Genomic DNA, 17,757 nt, shown 5'->3' on the forward strand with positions numbered 1-17,757 from the left:
TTGATTCAAAAAATAAGATTTATATTATTAAACTTCGAAGAGATTATAGCACTCATCTATAACAAATAACAAATATTTTCCAATTTTTTCTAATAGTTAATTTTGAAATGTTTTTTGACATTTTTTAATTAGATTGCTTTTTTAAATATTTGTTGATGATCAATGCCGACGGCTGTAAATTAATATTGTCATCCAGAGTTAACACAACAGCACTCACAGCACAAAAAAGACTAATTGCTTAATCCAAGAATTAAACAATTAGCCCTTTATTTTCGGTTCAATTTTACAGCGAATTAACCATCGACCACGTTAGCTTTCCTTTATAATCTCCCGCTAAAGCATTACGCTGCGCATGTAATTGCCACTGGTTAGCTCCCACTAAATCAGTCAAATCAATCCCACGTTCATTAATGCCAATACTATTACCAGAACTAGGCGTAATCTTGGCCACCTTAATACCGCTGCTTAAAACCGGCTGTTCTTGATATGCTAATAACGACGTTCCTTGCGGTGTTAAACCAACCGAGCCATTTGTTAATCTTTGACTACCAGTATTATCATAAGCCACTCGGATCTCATAACCTTGAGCGGTCGTATTTTGAAAATAGCTATTAACTTTTAACGCTCCCTTGGTAGCACGATTAGTCACGGATTGTCCTGCATTCACGACTTTACCAAAATCAATCGTCGTCGGTACCTCAGTAAAATAAGCAAAATTAGCACGCTGCAATATTAATATTGGCGCGCTAACAGTATTTCCTTGCCCAGAATTGAGAGGTGCTGAAGCATTGACATTATGTTGTAAAGTTTGATAACTACTATTATGTGCTCCAGATAAATCCCCTACGGCTACACCAGTAATCGTTAAACGCAAGTGATCGCCCGCTTTGAAAGCTTCTCCGCTGCGTTTTTTAACTACAATTGTTTGCGGCCAATTGGCATTTGTCTGATCTGTCATATGAGTAGTTACTAAACCAGTATTATTAATGCCGTCGCTCGCAAAAACATAATTAGCAAACTTCAAACCAGCACTGGCTTGTGTTGTAAAGACTAGCTGTGATGCCGTGGCCGTACTATCCGCAGCAATCTGATAGTCTAAATAAAAATCAATCGTATCTCCGGGAACATAATAATTGGTTGGTAAACTGCGCGTACGATCCACCGCGGTTTGCGTTAAATTGGCAGAAAAAGTTAATTTTTCAACTGGAATACTCAAAGTGGAACCATAAAAATCACTGGTTGGATGACTACTTAAATTCTGTTCTATGGCTGTCGCCTTAGGCGTCGTACTTAAAGTTGTTCCATTAGCACTCGTATTAATTGTCCCCAGAAAAGTAATCTTTGCCTTTTGGTTATCCTTGAGTACAATTGCATCAGCAGGGCTCAATTGCAGTCCTCGATTAGCAATATTATAAGCAACCGTTTTGTCCTGACCATTGGCGTAAGTAATTTTAGCACTTGTAACTTGGAAATCAGTGGGGAGCAAATTACTTAAGTTGGTGGTTTGATAAGCACTCGCAAAACCATCATTACCTAAAGTCACATCAAACTCAATTTGATCTTGGGGATAATTTTTGCCATCACTCCGGGAAACGTTGCGCCAAGTTTCTGTCAACCATGGTTTAGAATACGCACTAGCATTAATTCCCAGATCAACGGCATAATGCTTGGTTTGACCAACCGCCAAATTAGTTACCGGCCACAGCAGAGCATACGCTGAATCGGGATAGGAACCGCCGCTTTTTGGTAATAACTCAGAGCCAGCAGGATAACTACCAACCTCTTGACCGGTAGCATTGGCTAAACTACTGCCCTTAAACACGGCAGTGCCATAAGCAAAAGTACTGACTCCACTCGTATTGCACTTGATATAATCGCCATAAAAACCCGCGAGCCAATGCGTAGGACCATCGGTAACATCGGTATTAATATTTAAACGATGATTTGGCGACTGGATATACATGCCCCGGTTATCCCCCAAGGCATAAACCGGTACCCGGTCACTAACATAAGAGCCAATCTGATCTTCATTTTCTAACTTCGTATCTTCCCCTTCAGCTACCACATAATTTTGCAATGTCGTTGAAACATTCTTAACATACAATTCCTGAGCTACGCCACCATCTGAGTAACGAGAAGTCCGCAACACTTCTTCCACTTCCAAAGCCCCAGAACGTAAGTATCCCATAATCTTAACTGCCTGGACTCTTCCACTGGCATCTTTAGAAACAAAATACGTCAAATTAGACATCGTTTGTAAAACTCCTCCTGTTTGCCCAATGGAGGTCGTCGTACTATCTAATAAGGCATAATCAACACTGGTACTGGGACCAATACTGACACCACCATAGAAAGCTTGAATATTGTTGGGAGTTCCGTTATCTTTTTGACCATCATGTAAGAAGATATTGGCCTTGCGGCTAGCAGTTAATTGACCCGAAATCGTAAGATCACCCCAACCACCAAAGGTAAAACCCATATTGACACTTTTACCTTGATTATTCGTAATAGCTGACGTTTGACCGAGCTCAATCCGGTTTTGAGCCGGCAACCAAGTCAAGCCATCATCAATATCTGTAGCTTGTGGCGGATTAACTGCCAAATTACTGACAGTGATGGTCGGCGCTTGTAAAGCCTGACTATCAGGCAATGTGACTGAACCCACTTGTTTGACCAGCGAGGCAGTCACATCATTGGGATCAGCATTAACATTATTAACGTGTAGTTGCAAAATCAAAGCCAAACTAAATAATAAAATTACTATTGATAAAATTTTATCGTTACGCATTAGCCTCACTATCCATAATATATTTTAGAAAATATTTATTCAAAATATAATTATCAAAATTACAGCAGCAGTTATACTTTTATCGATAATAAAACGCCTAAAAATGGGGATTACATCAGTTTTTTGTCAGTATCATTTGTTAGAGTATACCATGAATCACGAATTTTTTTGAGTAATATATTCATTATATCTAATATTTTTTTATATTTAATAAATATAAAAATATTTAGATTTAATTACTAATTATTCTTTTTAATGCAAAATATTAAAGTAAAACCATTATTATGTAACATTTGAATTAATTCATTGGCTTTTCTAAAGCACAAAAAAACGACTGTGGCTTTTTTGAACCATCAGTCGTCTTGTTTATCTCTTAAATTTTAAGCTTGTTGCTCGTACCAACGCCATTTACTTTGAATAATCTTCTCACATAAATCAGGATAACTAATCCCCACGGCAGCCGCTTCACGCGGAATCAAAGAGCGCGGCGTCATGCCCGGTAGTGAGTTAGCTTCCATGACGTAAGCCCCTTCTTCACTTACCAAGAAATCAATGCGCCCGTAATTTTGCATATCTAAGGCCGCAAAAGTTTGGCGCGTCAACTTTTCTAAAACTTGCGCTGTTTCATGATCCAACTCGGGTGGTGTAATGAATTGCGTTTGGTTATTATCTTGGAACTTATGCTGAAAATCATACCAACCAGTCGTCACCACAATCTCCACGGGTGGCAAAACTTCGCCATCAATAATGGCCACCGAAAATTCGCGCCCTTGGATGTACTTCTCAATCAAAGCTTCCTCGTCAAATAAAAAGGCATCCTCTAAGCTCGCCGCCAAATCCGCATATTCGCGCACAATGTGCGTACCTACACTCGAACCACCATTAGCCGGTTTTACCACAACTGGAAAACCAAACGGAATGTCCGCTGGAGCAATTTGCGTGGTTTTGGTCGTTATATAAGGTGCCGTAGGAATTTGATTTTGCACAAAAACTTCCTTAGAAAACTTCTTATTCATTGCCAGACCGGAAGCTAAGGGACCGCTACCCGTGTAACGAATATCAAAGACATCTAACACGGCTTGGACTTTGCCATTTTCGCCATCTTCACCGTGCAAACCAAGATAAACCAAGTCAGCAGCTTGGCAAATCTTGAGTACGTTTTTGCCAAGTAAGCCACGCGTACCATCCGTGCGCAAAGCATTAATCTTTTCATCTGTGAGCACTTCATCATCAATCACTAACTTGGTCTCATCCGCTAATTGCGTCGTGAAAAGATCTTCAACCTTCTGATTGGCCGCTAGTTCTTGGCCCAAGAAAGAATCCACCAAGGCTACAGAGTAGCCTTTAGAGCGTAAAGCATTGGTAATTTTGACACCAGACGATAGTGAAACATTGCGTTCGGTGCTGCGGCCACCGGCCAAAACAACTATTTTCATTTGTTTAACTCCTTTAATTAAATTGAAGTTCATTTATCGGTCGTACTTAGAACCTTGAGTATAACACATTTAATTAAAGAACCAATAGAAAATCGTTCCTCCTGGTAGCTATCTACCACTGAAATGTTTAGCAATAGTAACTCCAAGCAGCATAAATTCTAACAATTTTCTGCTAATCATTGACCGAATAAGTTTGTCATTACATAAGTACTCTTTGCGCGAAAGTAGTCAGTAATTTGTTAAGTTGTTATAATAATCCTAGATCCCCATGAGGAGGAAAACACCATGAAATTACGAACACGTTTATTAACCTTATTGACTGTGTTAATTGGTGGCTGGTGGCTAACGACGACCACCACCCAAGCGGACAATAATTGGGACACCCCGGTGATGACCTTAGGAACTTCATTGTCCAACGCCCAAAAGCAAGGGACGATTGACGTTTTATCGAATCAAATCCAAAATAAAAACTTTCAACAAATCACCGTCACCGGTGCCACGTTAGTGCAATACCTCAATCCGGCAGGCGATAACTTCACGGAGCAATCAGGCGTTTGGTCTTCGGCTCTAATTGAAAAGACCAGCCGTGGTTCGGGCATTAACGTCCAAATTTTAAAATATGACGGTCACAATAACATCACCACGATCACTGCTAATCAATACCGTAATGCGGCTTTAACTGCCGGGATTAGCGACGCTAATATCTACGTCACTTCGGCCACTCCGATTGATGGTTCGGGTGCCTTAGCTGGTGTTTACGCCGCCTTTGCCCAAAATGGCCAACAACTCAATGAGAATCAAGTCGCCGCAGCGCAAAATGAAATGGGAACGTTAAGCCAAATTAGCCAACAAAATAAGGGTCAACAAGGCTATAGTGATACCCAACTCAACAACGCGATTGCGCAAGCTAAGAGTCAAATGGCCAAGATTGGGAATAACGTGACAGTTAATCAAATCACCAATATCGTCAACAACACGATTCAAAATAATAATCTGCAAAACATTATTACTGATAATCAGAAACAAAAAATCATTAACTTATTGGTTCAAATTCGGGATTCCGGTGCTTTAAAAAATGGCAATTTTCGCCAGCAGGCCAATAAATTAAGTTCAGATATCAAGAGTCATGCCCAAGATTTATTTAACAAAGTCAATACTCCCCAAAATCAAGGCTTCTTACAGCAATTGTGGACTAAAATCGTCAACTTCTTTCAAAATTTGTTTTAATTGATATGTCAAAAGGCTAGGTATCAGTCAGCAAGACAGCGACTTTGATCCTAGCCTTTTTTATTAACTTAATTATCTTCATGATTAAATAAGCGGTTTTTATAATAAGTGAAAAATGATTCCCGACCGGTGATAATGGAACCTTGTCCCGCCATGCCATAATGCAAATTAGCAATTTGTGCCGCTGGGACTTTTGCCAATGCTTCAACGACATAATAATTACTCTTACCCACAGTCACCGGTGCAACACTAATGGTTTTAATGCGTCCGCTCAAGACAATGGGGGTCGGCACATTGCGACTGATTTTAACTCGTAAAATTTGCTGGCGCCGTACGGTTGAAATATCATTGGGCGCAACATAAGCCTGCAATTTGAGTGGTTTTTGAACCGTCAACGGCGGATAAATTTGAGCCAGCGGATTGCCCGTGCCCACCAATTTATTACGCTGATTGGGATTTAACACGTGGACGATCCCCGTAATCGGCGCTTTAACTTTCAAATCATGCGTGGAATCTTGAACTTCTTTGAGTTTTAAATTATTCTGACTTTGCTTTTGTTTCAGATCTATTTGTTGTTGAGAACAGGACCTCAATTGTTCCGCTTGTAAACTAGCCAATTTTTGCTGATTAGTTGCCACATCGTATTGACTACTATCAAAATCGCTTAACTCTAATTTTTGCTGAGTCGTCGCTTGAATGCTGTCTTGCAACTGGTCAATTTGTTGCTGAATATTGGTTAAAGCATCTGCTTGCGCAGTGCTCGGATCTTGGGTTTGTTTGGCTGTGAGATAAGCTGTATATAAATAACGATAAGTGGAATTGCCCGGATCAGAGCCTTGCTTAATCGCTTGGGCAATATTTTGATAAGCAGCTAATTTGGTTTGCGCTGTTTGTAAACTAGTATTTAAATTCGCGATCAGCTTATTCTTTTTGGCAGTATTCGTTTGGGACTTTTGTTGTAACAATTCATTTTCCAAGAGATATACTTGGCGTTGATTTTGATAACTGTGATACAAATCCTCATAACCAAATTGATCCGTCTGGGCAAACAAATCTTGATTTTGCTGCAGGCTATTATTCAAAGTGGTGAGTGCCGTTAACTGTTGTTGAAATAACTGTTGTTGTTGCCGTAATAAAGTCAACTGATGCTTTAAAGATTGGGACTGATAAGTGACCAATAGCTGCCCCTTATGAACGTGTTGTCCTTCTTTTAAATAATCATGCGTAATTTGATTATTACTCGTCGATTGTAAAATGGAAACTGCTTTGCCCGAGGCGACTTGACTAGGCGCCTTAATCGTAATTTCACGTTGGCCAATCAAAGAAAATAAAATTACTAACACAATCAAAATGGCCACCGGCACAATTAATAATGTCGAAAAGTTATTAAAGCGCGCATGATAAAATTCACTACTCTCTAATTGAGACTCATCCATTTAAACCACCTCCCGTTGCGTTTAATAAGCGGAAGTATTCGCCTTGTTGGGCGACTAATTCTTGGTGCGTTCCTTGTTCAATTAATTGGCCCTGTTTTAAAACGACAATGTTATTGGTTTTTTCCGCAATTGCTAAGCGGTGGGCGATAAAAATCACCGTTTGTGGCAATTTTAAGAGTGCCGCCACCAACTTAGCTTCCGTAATAGCATCTAGCCCACTGGTTGATTCGTCAAAAATCAAAACTTGCGCCGGTGATAATAGTGCCCGTGCAATTGTTAAGCGTTGCTTTTGCCCGCCAGATAAAATATCGCCATTTTCATCAAGTTTGGTTTCATATTGTAAGGACATGTGTTCAATGTCGGATTGAATTTGCGCCACCGCACAAGCTTGGCGAATGTCTTCAAACGTAACCCCCGGGCGATTGCCTAATTTGAGATTATCCAAAATCGTCCCCGAAAAAACATACGGGTCTTGCGGTACATAGACAATCTGGTGCCGCAAAGCGGTTTTATCAATTTCTTGGATGTTATGATCATTAATCAACACTTGTCCTTTGGTCGGTTCAAAAAAATCAACTAATAGTTTGACCATGGTGGACTTGCCCGAGCCACTCATCCCCACGATTGTTAACTTGGAACCCGCTTGAATCGTTAAATTGATTTGGTGCAAAACGTCTTGACCGTAACCATAGCGGTAACTCACATTTCGCAATTCTAAATCACCATGCAACAGCTCCTGTTCTTTCAGCGGACGTTCTTGATTAAACTCCGATTCCACCAAATATATTTCGTTGAGTCGATTATTAGCTACCTTGGCACTTTGAAGTTTAGGTTGCAGGTTCACAATATTTTGCAGCGGATTAGTAAAATAAGTCAGTAAGGCGTTAAAGGTCATTAATTGGCCGACTGTCAGCACATTTTTGACCACCAAATTGGATCCCACCCATAAAACTACGACGCCGAGTCCTAATTGCACAAAGAGCTTGAGGGCTTGTTGTAATTGATCAGCTTTGGTATATTTTAAATTTTTTTTGAGTAAATCCACAAATTCATGATCAACTTTTTGATAACTCTGTTCTTCGCTCGATAATGACTTGATCGTTTCAATTCCGTGCAAGTCTTCAATAATGGAAGAATCTAACACTGCACTGCTTTCCATTTGCTTGCGATTCAAGGTTTCAAACGGTTTATTAAACGCCCAAATAATTACAATATAAATCGGCAACGCAATTAATGTAATTAAAAATAACGTCCCGTTTTGCAGCGTTAAAACTGTCCCCATAATAACCACGATGGTTAAATCTAAGCCAATCGAAATAATGGAGCTCGCTAGCGCATCAATAATTTTGTTGGCGTCATTAAACCGCGAAATAATATCGCCTGTTTTGCGCGTGGTAAAAAACGACATCGGCAATTCAAAAATATGGCGCACATAGCCTAAAATAATCTCAATTGATAGCCGCTGACCTAAAATTGCCAGTAAAAAATTTTGCGCATACGAAAAAATTGCCTGAAAGATGTAAGCCACTACTAAACCCAGCGCAATAATTGATAGGGTGTGAATCATATTATTGGGAATATATGTATCAATTAAACTTTGGAGAAAATATGATCCCAAAATACTGATTAACGTCACTAATAGTGCGGCTAAAATAATGTTGACTAATAATTTTTTTTGCTTGAAAATTACGGGCAAGAATTGTGCCAATGAATTCTTTTGTTGGTCTTTCACCGGCTGATACGTTGGTTTGGGCGCAAAAAACAAACTCACCCCCGTCCACTCTTGGTTAAACTGCTCGTAAGTCATTTTAGTGACGCCAACATCTGGATCGGGATCAGCAATCAACACGCCTTTCTGTTCTGCCTTGAGCACGACATAATAATGTTCCAAGGCTTCATCTTTCACGACGTGCGCAATAAACGGATATGGAACATCCTTCATTTGAAATAACGAAGCATCAGCTTGCACGGCTTGAACTTCCAAGTCAAAATGTTCCGCGGCCTTTTTTAAGCCAAGGGCTGTGGTGCCTTCATTCGTTGTCTTAGTAAAAGTGCGCAAACGCGCTAAGGAAAATTCCGAACCATAATTTTTCAAAATCATGGCTAGAGCTGCCACACCACAATCTTCTTCATCAACTTGAGGAATATAAAGTTTTTTGGGATTCATCAACACACTCCAACTTGTCTTTAAATTAAGCTAAATAATAATTTAGCAGATTCTAGACATTCATTAAAATGAAAAATCTACTAATATACTTAATGTAAAACCATTTTTCTCAAAGTACAAGCTATCTGTGACAGACATTATTACCTAGGAAATATTAATGACAAATAACTTAAACAGTAAAATATTTTAAATCCATAATATAATTTTGAAAGACGCTTTAAAAGCTACTATAAAAACATCTTAAAAGTCGTTATAAAAAAGAAGATTTTGAAAAAGTATATAATTTGCCATTGAACTTGGGTGAATCGTAAACCGGAGCGTGATTTACATATTAAGCCAGATTGGTTATTGATGCTGGTTCACACGTAGAGCTTTTCAGATAATTAAATACATTCAAAATCCTGCCTAGCTAACAAGCTAAGTAGGATTTATCAATTGCAGTAAAATTACAAAATCAAAAATAAACTAATACTAAAAATAATGTATACGACCGTTTTGCCAATGTTTGTCCAATAAAATTTTGTTTTATTCTCAGCTTTAATTGAAGTGTGGGCAACTTTAGTTTTCCAAAATAAAGCTGTCCAAATTACGGCACCAATAATGTAGACACCAATTAGGACTACGAACAAAATATGATAATTGGTTATCGACAAATGGGCTACATTTCTCTGCAAAATTACATTGCCTAAACAAATTGCTAAAGTCCATAACATTAAATTAACGAAATCAGAATTTTTCTTAGAATGGATTGTTTGCTTCATCTCCATGCCAACGCCAGTAAAGGCACCATCTTTTTGAGCCATTTATTACTTCCTCCAAGTTTATTAATTGTTTATATTATGAGTTTTTAATTTTGATAATCGCCAAATTAAATAACAAATTGGCACAAAGAAAACAACAAAAGCTAGCGCCAATGGCCACCATGGATTGACTGGCTGAACGCCAGTAATGCTTGGAGCAAAATCCAATAAAAAATGTACAACAATAGGTAACGTAAATCCATGAAAGACAATACGCAAATATGCTAAGAACAATCCCATAATCAAAGCCATGAACATTTGTTGAACGGTAGAAATGAATGATTGTCCCTCAAGAAAATTCATTAAGTGTAATAGTGCAAAACAGACACTACTCCCAACGGACGCCCACAATAAGCGATAGCGACTATTTTGTTTCCATTGCCAAAACAGATCAAATAATAAGCCACGGTTTAATAACTCTTCAAATATGCCTGCCGCAGCAGCTATCAAAAAGATATTAAAAATTTGTAATGGCTTTTCTTGTAGCGCATTAACCACCCCTACAATTGTTCCGTTAAACAAAAAGTACAAGATCATATAAATTAAAGCTACAAAGTAATAGACCAATCTATGAGAGAACTTAGCTGTCACCAATACCTTAACAGGTTCAACCTGTGATAAACGTCTAATACCAACAATTGCTAAGCTTAAAACAGCTGCCAAGATGAACTTAATCACACCTAAGCGAAAATTGTTATCGTTACCGTATTGAGCCAATAACGCATCTACTCCAAAATAAACAATTATAATACCAATTGCCAACTGTACTTGTTTACTTAACTTCATTCAAGTCACACTTTAAATTTAATTTTCATCACATATGGTTGTTGGACGCTGAAATAAGCAAAACAACTAACACAATATCCAACATTATTGCACCCAACGACTTACTAAATCGCTTCACTAAGATTAGTGAAAAAGTTCAAATTTTTATTCAGGTAAATATGGTTGTAAACCAGTCAACTTTTGCCGGAAATTTTGTTGATCATAAACATAGTCAATTGATAAATCAATCGTAATAGTTTGCGAATTTTTTAAAGTTAACGTTAAATTAATTGGATTCTTAGCAGCCAGCATTCCTGGCAAGAAAGCCCCGTAAGCAGTGGAAACTGGCAGTGGCAAATTAACATCAGTAAATTTATCATGGCGCCCTTGAATTTGATAAGATGACACCTCATCAATTGCAACACTTTGTGGTTTTTTAAAAGGCAATAAAACTAAGGAAATCCGCTCACCAAAACTAGCTGTAGGATAATAATAAATTCTCTGCTCATCAACTTGTAAATAACCATCTAACGTGGCAACTTTCCGCGTATAATTTAAAATCATCAAAATAAAAACTACTACAAATACTGCGACACCTAAACCCACGTTCCAAACCGATCCAACAAACAAGCCAAACACTGCACCTATTAACAAACTCATTATTAATGGACGATATAACGGTTTACGACCAAAAGTTAACATAATTTAACTCCCCCTGTAAAATAGCATTTTATTATACGCTTACATTTAAAGACTTTTTCTTCAATTTAACAAGCTTCATTTCTCAGACACTACTTATTTGGGGCAATATTTCCCTGGAAATATTTGGCTCAGCTGAAAAATTCGTAATATAATTAAAACATTGTTTATTAAGTCAAAACTTAGGGGTACAAACAATGAATATTGGCGAAAAAATCAAATTTTACCGTCAACAACAAGGATTAACTCAAGCGCAACTGGGACAAAAAATTATGGTTTCTCGCAAAACTATTTCTGGCTGGGAGAACAACCATAGTATTCCCGACATTAACATTCTTATCAATTTATGCGATATCTTTCAGACGAGCTTAGATGATTTAATTCGTAACGATCCCCAAGTATTAGATCATTATGAACAGCAAGAAAAGAAACTATCACGTTTCAAGCATTTAAAACTATACATTTATTGGCTACTGCCAATATTATTAGGACTAAACTATTTTAAATTTTTTGGAACGATTCCTCAGGTACGCTTTGTTTTTACAACAATGGTCGTGATTTTGATATTTTATCTTTATCTTTTTGATGATTGGCAAAGATTCCAACAACACCGCCTACTGTTCCGTCTCATGATCTCTAGTATATTGGCATTCATTTTCAACCTTTTAATTTTGTTATTTAACCAACATATTATTAATACTTTTTCAACTAACCACGTCTTCGATTTGGGCCTGTGCATTGGTATTTTACTAATGACTCTTATCAATACTTGTTACTTAATTATGATTTTTAATTTGTATCCTACAAAATATTACTCAAAATCGTAGACAAGTTTAAAAAACAAACATTTGCTGACTGCCATTTGTGAACGTTAATCATTGAAAAATAGACGTTAAAAACAAGCCGACCTTTTCTAAAAAATATTTATTAAAATAAAAGTTGTAAGTTACAACGACTTACGTCAATAAAAATAGTTGATGGAAAGGAGTACAACCAATGAATAACTTTCAGATTATTGATAATATTAAACTGCAAAGTGTTACTGGTGGTGGTAAAGCTGATTATAACTTTGGTTACGGCATTGGCCACGGTCTACACAAGGGATGTAATAGCGTTAGTTCTTGGCTTCATAAACATTTATAAAAATACAAGATGAATAGTATTGATTTAACCAATACTATAATACAAGTATTTAATAAAAGGGAAGCATCTTTTCGCTTTTTAGTTTAGTAAAATAACAAACTACACAAAATAACGAGGAGTCAATAAATATTGAAAAAAGTTTTAATTTTTATAGCTGCTCAAATTCCATCACTGGCAGAGACTTTTTGGAATAATGAAAATAAATATCACGCGTGGTGCCAGTTAAAAAATAGTTGAAATAAAAAGCCTGACTAGGCTACACTTTAAGTTACCTCTAACAAGAAAGTGATAGCCATGTCAGACCTACTTAAGTGTAACCAAGAATCTCTTAGCTTGCAATCTTTAATTCAAACTTGGATTAACATTTTAACGCCACTCTATCAAGAATTTGTCCCTATTACTATTCAAAACCTCCGCAATGTGCATTTGGCTAAATTATCAGACGTCCAATTATTAGCTTTAATGGTGTCTGCAAGTACAATTGGTATCTCTAATCAACGTAGTTTTTATCGTTTATTAAGCTTGTTAAATTTGTTTGATTTACCAGAAAGATCAAGATTTAATAGTCTCACCCAAAGATGTGATGATTTATTTCAATACATTAGAACTGGTATCGTTAATCAGAAAATTAAACCAAAATATACGATTATGAAATCAAATATTCGATATTAAGCGCAACCATGACCGTTATTTAGCGTAATTCGTTATAACAATGTTTATTTGTAGATAATTTGGAAAAAATAATTAGCACAACGCGTATTTTATTTTTCAAATATAAAATATATTAGTCCCAAAAATGTTGCCAGTAAAAGTAAAGCATCTATAATAAAAGCAAAAATATTAGTATCCAAAAATTGCTTTATATGCTCCAGACAAAAATAATTTATTACAGATAAAATAACTATTATTAATCTTTTATTACAATGGCTTTTTATTAATTTTTTAATCATAATGAACTCCATTTCTACAAATACAAAACGAGCCAAAGAAATTGATATTTCTTCAGCTCATTAAAATCACTTACAAAAGCAGCTTTTTGTTATCCCCATTTAATTCCTTGTTCATAATGTTGAGCGTAGTAAACATTGTTATTACATGCAACATGTGACCAATAACCAACTCCATACCAAAATTTTGATTCCCAATTTCCTCCATTGATATTATTCAATGCTTCAGTATCAATTTTATCAAAATTATTAACTTTAAAGTTTTGGGTCATTTTACTATTCCTCCATAATTAATTAAAATTACATTATAAATTATCTTTTATGACCAGCATGCTTCCAACCAGAATAAATATTGCCAACGTGGCTTATAGCTGAACTTGCTATATTACTACCGACAAATCCCAATATTCCGCCCCATGCACCGCCACCATTAATATTAGTCATATCAGCTTCAGACAAATTATTAAAGGCACTATTTTTATTAAAGTCAACCATATAAATTTCTCCCTTAACTATAAATTTAATGATATAAATATCCGTAAATTGATTAACTAGTATTTAATTTTCGGACATCTTTATATTATTTTAAAATAGTTATACTCTCAAGCTGCTTAATTAAGACATTCAAAGTTTTCCATTAAAAATATACTATCTTAGTCCTAACAGTATTATCAATGCTGTATATCTTTAATCAACGTAGTTTTTATATCCTATTAATCTTTAACAACTTATTTACTTCCTGCTAATCAAATATATTCTAATTAGAAATTCAACTTATAATTAAAGACTCCCGGTATCTTTAAAAATAAGACATAAAACTACCTATAATTTTAAACAACAGAATATTTATACTGAAACTTAATAACCATTGTCATATAATGTAAATATGTAAGCGAATTAATATAATTAAACCAGGAGTATACATAAAGATGACAATCGGTGAGAAAATCAAATTAAATCGGCAAAAGCTGAACTTAACCCAAGAACAACTGGGACAAAAAATAATGGTTTCGAGGAAAACTGTTTCTGGTTGGGAAAATAATCGCAGTATTCCGGACATTAATACTTTAATTGATCTAAGTAATTTGTTTGATCTTTCCTTAGATTATTTAATTAAAGATGATGCCGTGATTTTAGATCACTATGAAAAACAAGAGAAAACTGCTAACCATAACCACTATATGGAAAGCTTTTTATATGTATTGTTGATTCCGTTATTATGTTTAAACTACTTACATTTATTTGGTCAGTTACAGCAGATTAAATTTGTACCTTTGTTAACATTAATCGTCTTAATTATGTATTTATGTTTCTTCACTGATTGGCAAAGATTCCAAACAAAAAAAAACTAGTTTGGTTACTAATTTCTTTTGCTGGATCTTTAATAGTTAACATTGCTCTTTTGATTAATAACCCTTACATCACAAACATATTATCAAGCGATTCCAATGCAACGCAAACTCTAGGAACATCCATTAGTATGCTAATAATAATTATTATAAACACATTTTTATTAGCAACACTTCTAACCCTATATCCACTTTGGATTAAAAATAAATCCGATTATTTGTCAAAAAAATACAATAGTGCTAGTTAAATTTAAATACTAGTTAATTATCCACTAGCTGAGCTGGTGGCTTTTTTATTTAGCCCTAAAAGGGCTCTCACCCGACGCAAAAAGTCCCTTTAAAGCCCCAGTCAACACACTACCAACTGCTACTACTCGTGATTTTTATTTGTTCTTACTTTTTAAGTAGTATTTTCACTAACATGTGAATATAATCTGGCGTCGCATGTGCTTCAATAATTTCCAATTCTTTTAATTCACACAAACGCCTTAAGATTAAGACAAATGTCTGGCCGTAATTCTCCATAGATTACTTTTCGACGATATTTAGGTTAAAAATAATGTGATACTTACAATTCCATCTTGTATGTGCTAGGCTATTAATATCTTGTTTCAAGATTAGAAAAACTCCCTTTCGATAACAGTATTGGTTGGTAGCCAAAAACTATTATATCGAAAGGGAGTTTTTAACGCTAAAGCTATTTCTGACCCCCACAAGGGTTTATTTTCAACTTATATAAATTAAAAACGCCAATAAAAAATTCATCAGCGTTAATTATTAAATAGTATTAATTAGTAAAAGATTTAAATAATGGCTTAAATCCTACCCATAAATCATGCCACATATTTTTCTTTCCCCCAATAACACTATTTAATTCATTATTACTTAAATTTCTAAACTCATTTACATTTTTCATTTAATTTCCCCCCTTACATCCTTTAACATAACGTGAACTTGACCCTGGTTTCAAGCTGAATATCTAAGACATCAACAATTTTTACTTCTAGCTTACATCTGATCCATTGTCCGATTTAACAGCTCGTCAACAAAGACATTACCGGCATTATCCGCGTGTCCTTTTGTCCATACAAATTTAATTTGAGGAAACTGAGGTAATAAGGCGGCAATTTGCTGCCACAACTCGACATTTAAGACCGTTTCGCCGGATGCTTTTTTCCAGCCACGGCGTTGCCACCCCGCTAACCACTTTTGATTAATAGCATTTAAAACATATTTAGAATCCATCACAACTGCAATTTTTAACCTATTGAATTGTAAATCCACTAAGCGCTGCAAGCCCATTTGCAGCGCGGTTAGTTCCATTTGATTATTGGTTGCCCCTAAACAACCCTGAGTGCCAGAAAATTCTTTTCCTGCACTTTGAATTAAGTACGCCCACGCGGCTTTATCGCTAGCTTTGACATGACCACCTAAGACATTGCCCGTATTACGCGTGCCACCATCAGTATACATTGTCACTTGCGCCGTCCAGTTTGGCGCTTTTTTAGTAGCAGTGGCCGTGGCCGTCTGCGCAACCATAAATGTTTGGGCTTGTTTTAAAGTAGGAAAACTTTTGAAAATTGCCCCTTTGAAACCTTGAACTTGTTTTTGGCAATCGGGCCAATCGTGATAAATTCCCGGCTTTCGACCCTTTTTAACTGCATAATATTTTGGCATAATTTCTCCTTGAACCTAGAATTACTAGTTTAGAACCTGTATCATATTTAATAGTTAACTTTAGCTAGTAAGAGGCACTATCTCCATGAAACTTTGGCATTCTTCCAAGCATCAGACCGCAACTATTCCCATCTGTAAATTAGACGAACGAGTTTCCGTTGATTCGAGCACTGAACAAATCCCCACTTTTTATCTTCATGGCTTTCGTGGTGGTAATTATACCACGGAAAAAATGGTCGGTTCGGCGCAAAAAATGACTGGTTCACCCGTTTTTTTGCGTGCCACGGTGGATTGGCAGAGTAAGATCCATTATTCTGGTTACTGGTCCACCGCCAAATATCCAATTGTCCAATTAATTTTTAAAGATCGCTGGATCCCGTCCAGCACGATGGAACGTTGGTTTAATCAAATCTTAAGCGACTTATACCAACGTTATCACTTTCAACAGTATAATGCTATTGGACATTCACTGGGTTCCGTGGCCTTAGTTTCCTATCTAATTAACACTTACAATCGTCCCTTACCCAATATCAATCGCTTGGCACTGATTGCCGGTCCGTTTGACGGCTTAGTCGCGTTTGGTGATTTACCTAATATTAACCCTTTAGCAGTTTCCGGCAAACCCGCTTTTATGACGCCCAAATACTTATGGATGTATTTGAATCGTTTTAAGTTTCCTAAAACAGCACGGGTTTTAAATATTTATGGTAACATCAATGACGCATCCAACACAGACAAGTATGTGTCCGTGAGTTCTGCGCGCTCCATTAAATACCTTTTACAAAATCACGTCCAGGAGTTTCAAGAATACAGTGCCTTAGGCGTGAGTGGCGAACATTCGCAAATGCATGATGACGAAGACGTGCTCAACAAGATTAATAATTTTATTTATCCCGAATTCACTACAACTAAGGAGGATTAATTTGCCACAAGTTAATAACTTACACCCCATAATCACCGCCCATTATCAACTGGATTTTCTCAGTTACTTATCTGGTCAAGAACTACAAAAATTTTTGGCCGTGGACTTACCCGAGTCCGCACACATCATTAATCACGCTATGCAACAGACGATGGCTAATCAGGCCGTCATCTGGGGCGTTACAGCCAAACAGTCAGCCACCATTTTAGGACTGATCACGTTAAGTCATTTTGCAACCACGCCACTAACTTTAGATTTAAACTTTAAGCAAGCTGTGCCTGAAGAAATTTTGACACGCTTAAAACAGTTAATTCACGTGCAATTTTCCAACCAGGCAGTCCAAGTCACGCCGTCATCCAAGAATGCGACACAAGTTCAACAATTTTTTAATCATTAAACCT

Annotated in this window: 19 protein-coding genes and 2 pseudogenes; 8 read left to right on the forward strand and 13 right to left on the reverse strand. The window is 36.5% G+C overall.

Features of this window, described 5'->3' with window-relative positions; all coding sequences use genetic code 11:
• Window positions 1–283 precede the first annotated feature (283 nt).
• Together AC3B5B_RS03275 and AC3B5B_RS03280 are read right to left on the reverse strand one after the other, a co-directional pair.
• Window positions 284–2,788 (reverse strand): hypothetical protein, encoded by a 2,505-nt coding sequence (locus tag AC3B5B_RS03275; RefSeq protein ID WP_489769290.1) that lies wholly within the window; start codon window positions 2,786–2,788, stop codon window positions 284–286.
• 380 nt (window positions 2,789–3,168) lie between these two features.
• On the reverse strand, window positions 3,169–4,224 hold the full coding sequence (locus tag AC3B5B_RS03280) for a D-alanine--D-alanine ligase family protein (RefSeq protein ID WP_489769291.1): 1,056 nt from the start codon (window positions 4,222–4,224) through the stop codon (window positions 3,169–3,171).
• A 285-nt stretch (window positions 4,225–4,509) separates the two neighbouring features.
• Between AC3B5B_RS03280 and AC3B5B_RS03285 the strand changes: the two genes are divergently transcribed.
• Window positions 4,510–5,451, forward strand: a complete 942-nt coding sequence (locus tag AC3B5B_RS03285) for a DUF1002 domain-containing protein (protein WP_489756997.1) — start codon at window positions 4,510–4,512, stop codon at window positions 5,449–5,451.
• A gap of 68 nt (window positions 5,452–5,519) precedes the next feature.
• Here AC3B5B_RS03285 and AC3B5B_RS03290 read toward each other — a convergent pair whose 3' ends face one another.
• Together AC3B5B_RS03290 and AC3B5B_RS03295 are read right to left on the reverse strand one after the other, a co-directional pair.
• Entirely contained in the window at window positions 5,520–6,887 is a 1,368-nt protein-coding gene (locus AC3B5B_RS03290; protein ID WP_489769292.1) for a bacteriocin secretion accessory protein, read from the reverse strand.
• On the reverse strand, window positions 6,880–9,054 hold the full coding sequence (locus tag AC3B5B_RS03295; protein ID WP_489769293.1) for a peptide cleavage/export ABC transporter: 2,175 nt from the start codon (window positions 9,052–9,054) through the stop codon (window positions 6,880–6,882). The genes AC3B5B_RS03290 and AC3B5B_RS03295 overlap by 8 nt, the downstream gene beginning before the upstream one ends.
• Window positions 9,055–9,291: 237 nt before the next feature.
• On the opposite strand from AC3B5B_RS03295, the pseudogene AC3B5B_RS03300 reads away from it, so the two are divergent.
• Window positions 9,292–9,408 (forward strand): annotated as a pseudogene (locus tag AC3B5B_RS03300) (type II toxin-antitoxin system mRNA interferase toxin, RelE/StbE family); the annotation flags it as partial.
• A gap of 92 nt (window positions 9,409–9,500) precedes the next feature.
• Here the strand turns inward: AC3B5B_RS03300 and AC3B5B_RS03305 are convergent.
• From AC3B5B_RS03305 to AC3B5B_RS03315, 3 genes are all read right to left on the reverse strand, one after another.
• Window positions 9,501–9,857 (reverse strand): hypothetical protein, encoded by a 357-nt coding sequence (locus tag AC3B5B_RS03305; RefSeq protein ID WP_489769294.1) that lies wholly within the window; start codon window positions 9,855–9,857, stop codon window positions 9,501–9,503.
• Window positions 9,858–9,878: 21 nt separating this feature from the next.
• The gene (locus AC3B5B_RS03310; protein ID WP_489769295.1) at window positions 9,879–10,640 is read right to left on the reverse strand and encodes a CPBP family intramembrane glutamic endopeptidase; all 762 of its coding nucleotides are present in this window, start codon (window positions 10,638–10,640) and stop codon (window positions 9,879–9,881) included.
• Between the two features lie 144 nt (window positions 10,641–10,784).
• Complete coding sequence (locus AC3B5B_RS03315) at window positions 10,785–11,321, reverse strand: hypothetical protein (protein WP_489769296.1); 537 nt, start codon at window positions 11,319–11,321, stop codon at window positions 10,785–10,787.
• A gap of 194 nt (window positions 11,322–11,515) precedes the next feature.
• On the opposite strand from AC3B5B_RS03315, the gene AC3B5B_RS03320 reads away from it, so the two are divergent.
• The 3 genes from AC3B5B_RS03320 to AC3B5B_RS03330 all read left to right on the forward strand — a co-directional run bounded on the left by AC3B5B_RS03320 (window position 11,516) and on the right by AC3B5B_RS03330 (window position 13,133).
• A complete protein-coding gene (locus AC3B5B_RS03320; protein WP_489769297.1) occupies window positions 11,516–12,145 on the forward strand; it encodes a helix-turn-helix domain-containing protein in 630 nt (209 codons plus the stop codon).
• Between the two features lie 169 nt (window positions 12,146–12,314).
• The gene (locus AC3B5B_RS03325) at window positions 12,315–12,461 is read left to right on the forward strand and encodes a hypothetical protein (protein WP_489769298.1); all 147 of its coding nucleotides are present in this window, start codon (window positions 12,315–12,317) and stop codon (window positions 12,459–12,461) included.
• Between the two features lie 333 nt (window positions 12,462–12,794).
• Entirely contained in the window at window positions 12,795–13,133 is a 339-nt protein-coding gene (locus tag AC3B5B_RS03330) for a hypothetical protein (RefSeq protein ID WP_489769299.1), read from the forward strand.
• A gap of 89 nt (window positions 13,134–13,222) precedes the next feature.
• Here the strand turns inward: AC3B5B_RS03330 and AC3B5B_RS03335 are convergent, their stop codons facing one another.
• The 3 genes from AC3B5B_RS03335 to AC3B5B_RS03345 all read right to left on the reverse strand — a co-directional run bounded on the left by AC3B5B_RS03335 (window position 13,223) and on the right by AC3B5B_RS03345 (window position 13,903).
• Window positions 13,223–13,411, reverse strand: coding sequence for a hypothetical protein (locus tag AC3B5B_RS03335; protein WP_489769300.1), 189 nt, complete (start codon window positions 13,409–13,411; stop codon window positions 13,223–13,225).
• An 89-nt stretch (window positions 13,412–13,500) separates the two neighbouring features.
• Entirely contained in the window at window positions 13,501–13,680 is a 180-nt protein-coding gene (locus AC3B5B_RS03340; protein WP_489769301.1) for a ComC/BlpC family leader-containing pheromone/bacteriocin, read from the reverse strand.
• Window positions 13,681–13,720: 40 nt separating this feature from the next.
• The gene (locus AC3B5B_RS03345) at window positions 13,721–13,903 is read right to left on the reverse strand and encodes a hypothetical protein (protein WP_489769302.1); all 183 of its coding nucleotides are present in this window, start codon (window positions 13,901–13,903) and stop codon (window positions 13,721–13,723) included.
• A 434-nt stretch (window positions 13,904–14,337) separates the two neighbouring features.
• On the opposite strand from AC3B5B_RS03345, the gene AC3B5B_RS03350 reads away from it, so the two are divergent.
• A complete protein-coding gene (locus AC3B5B_RS03350; protein WP_489769303.1) occupies window positions 14,338–14,760 on the forward strand; it encodes a helix-turn-helix domain-containing protein in 423 nt (140 codons plus the stop codon).
• A gap of 405 nt (window positions 14,761–15,165) precedes the next feature.
• Here AC3B5B_RS03350 and tnpA read toward each other — a convergent pair.
• From tnpA to AC3B5B_RS03365, 3 genes and pseudogenes are all read right to left on the reverse strand, one after another.
• Window positions 15,166–15,372, reverse strand: a pseudogene (gene tnpA / locus AC3B5B_RS03355) (IS200/IS605 family transposase); the annotation flags it as partial.
• A 172-nt stretch (window positions 15,373–15,544) separates the two neighbouring features.
• A complete protein-coding gene (locus AC3B5B_RS03360) occupies window positions 15,545–15,673 on the reverse strand; it encodes a bacteriocin (RefSeq protein ID WP_489769304.1) in 129 nt (42 codons plus the stop codon).
• Window positions 15,674–15,765: 92 nt separating this feature from the next.
• Window positions 15,766–16,437: a ribonuclease H family protein gene (locus tag AC3B5B_RS03365; RefSeq protein ID WP_489769845.1), complete on the reverse strand. Its 672-nt coding sequence runs from the start codon at window positions 16,435–16,437 to the stop codon at window positions 15,766–15,768.
• An 82-nt stretch (window positions 16,438–16,519) separates the two neighbouring features.
• Between AC3B5B_RS03365 and AC3B5B_RS03370 the strand changes: the two genes are divergently transcribed.
• Window positions 16,520–17,356, forward strand: a complete 837-nt coding sequence (locus AC3B5B_RS03370; RefSeq protein WP_489769305.1) for an alpha/beta hydrolase — start codon at window positions 16,520–16,522, stop codon at window positions 17,354–17,356.
• A gap of 1 nt (window position 17,357) precedes the next feature.
• Window positions 17,358–17,753: a hypothetical protein gene (locus AC3B5B_RS03375; RefSeq protein WP_489769306.1), complete on the forward strand. Its 396-nt coding sequence runs from the start codon at window positions 17,358–17,360 to the stop codon at window positions 17,751–17,753.
• Window positions 17,754–17,757 lie beyond the last annotated feature (4 nt).

This window comes from Bombilactobacillus sp. ESL1187, assembly GCF_058107155.1.

Excerpts from the sequence above, each read along its gene's own strand:
- AC3B5B_RS03275 (WP_489769290.1), bottom strand. The coding sequence starts at position 2,788 with ATGCGTAACGATAAAATTTTATCAATAGTAATTTTATTATTTAGTTTG.
- AC3B5B_RS03280 (WP_489769291.1), bottom strand. The coding sequence starts at position 4,224 with ATGAAAATAGTTGTTTTGGCCGGTGGCCGCAGCACCGAACGCAATGTT.
- AC3B5B_RS03285 (WP_489756997.1), top strand. The coding sequence starts at position 4,510 with ATGAAATTACGAACACGTTTATTAACCTTATTGACTGTGTTAATTGGT.
- AC3B5B_RS03290 (WP_489769292.1), bottom strand. The coding sequence starts at position 6,887 with ATGGATGAGTCTCAATTAGAGAGTAGTGAATTTTATCATGCGCGCTTT.
- AC3B5B_RS03295 (WP_489769293.1), bottom strand. The coding sequence starts at position 9,054 with ATGAATCCCAAAAAACTTTATATTCCTCAAGTTGATGAAGAAGATTGT.
- AC3B5B_RS03305 (WP_489769294.1), bottom strand. The coding sequence starts at position 9,857 with ATGGCTCAAAAAGATGGTGCCTTTACTGGCGTTGGCATGGAGATGAAG.
- AC3B5B_RS03310 (WP_489769295.1), bottom strand. The coding sequence starts at position 10,640 with ATGAAGTTAAGTAAACAAGTACAGTTGGCAATTGGTATTATAATTGTT.
- AC3B5B_RS03315 (WP_489769296.1), bottom strand. The coding sequence starts at position 11,321 with ATGTTAACTTTTGGTCGTAAACCGTTATATCGTCCATTAATAATGAGT.
- AC3B5B_RS03320 (WP_489769297.1), top strand. The coding sequence starts at position 11,516 with ATGAATATTGGCGAAAAAATCAAATTTTACCGTCAACAACAAGGATTA.
- AC3B5B_RS03325 (WP_489769298.1), top strand. The coding sequence starts at position 12,315 with ATGAATAACTTTCAGATTATTGATAATATTAAACTGCAAAGTGTTACT.
- AC3B5B_RS03335 (WP_489769300.1), bottom strand. The coding sequence starts at position 13,411 with ATGATTAAAAAATTAATAAAAAGCCATTGTAATAAAAGATTAATAATA.
- AC3B5B_RS03340 (WP_489769301.1), bottom strand. The coding sequence starts at position 13,680 with ATGACCCAAAACTTTAAAGTTAATAATTTTGATAAAATTGATACTGAA.
- AC3B5B_RS03345 (WP_489769302.1), bottom strand. The coding sequence starts at position 13,903 with ATGGTTGACTTTAATAAAAATAGTGCCTTTAATAATTTGTCTGAAGCT.
- AC3B5B_RS03350 (WP_489769303.1), top strand. The coding sequence starts at position 14,338 with ATGACAATCGGTGAGAAAATCAAATTAAATCGGCAAAAGCTGAACTTA.
- AC3B5B_RS03360 (WP_489769304.1), bottom strand. The coding sequence starts at position 15,673 with ATGAAAAATGTAAATGAGTTTAGAAATTTAAGTAATAATGAATTAAAT.
- AC3B5B_RS03370 (WP_489769305.1), top strand. The coding sequence starts at position 16,520 with ATGAAACTTTGGCATTCTTCCAAGCATCAGACCGCAACTATTCCCATC.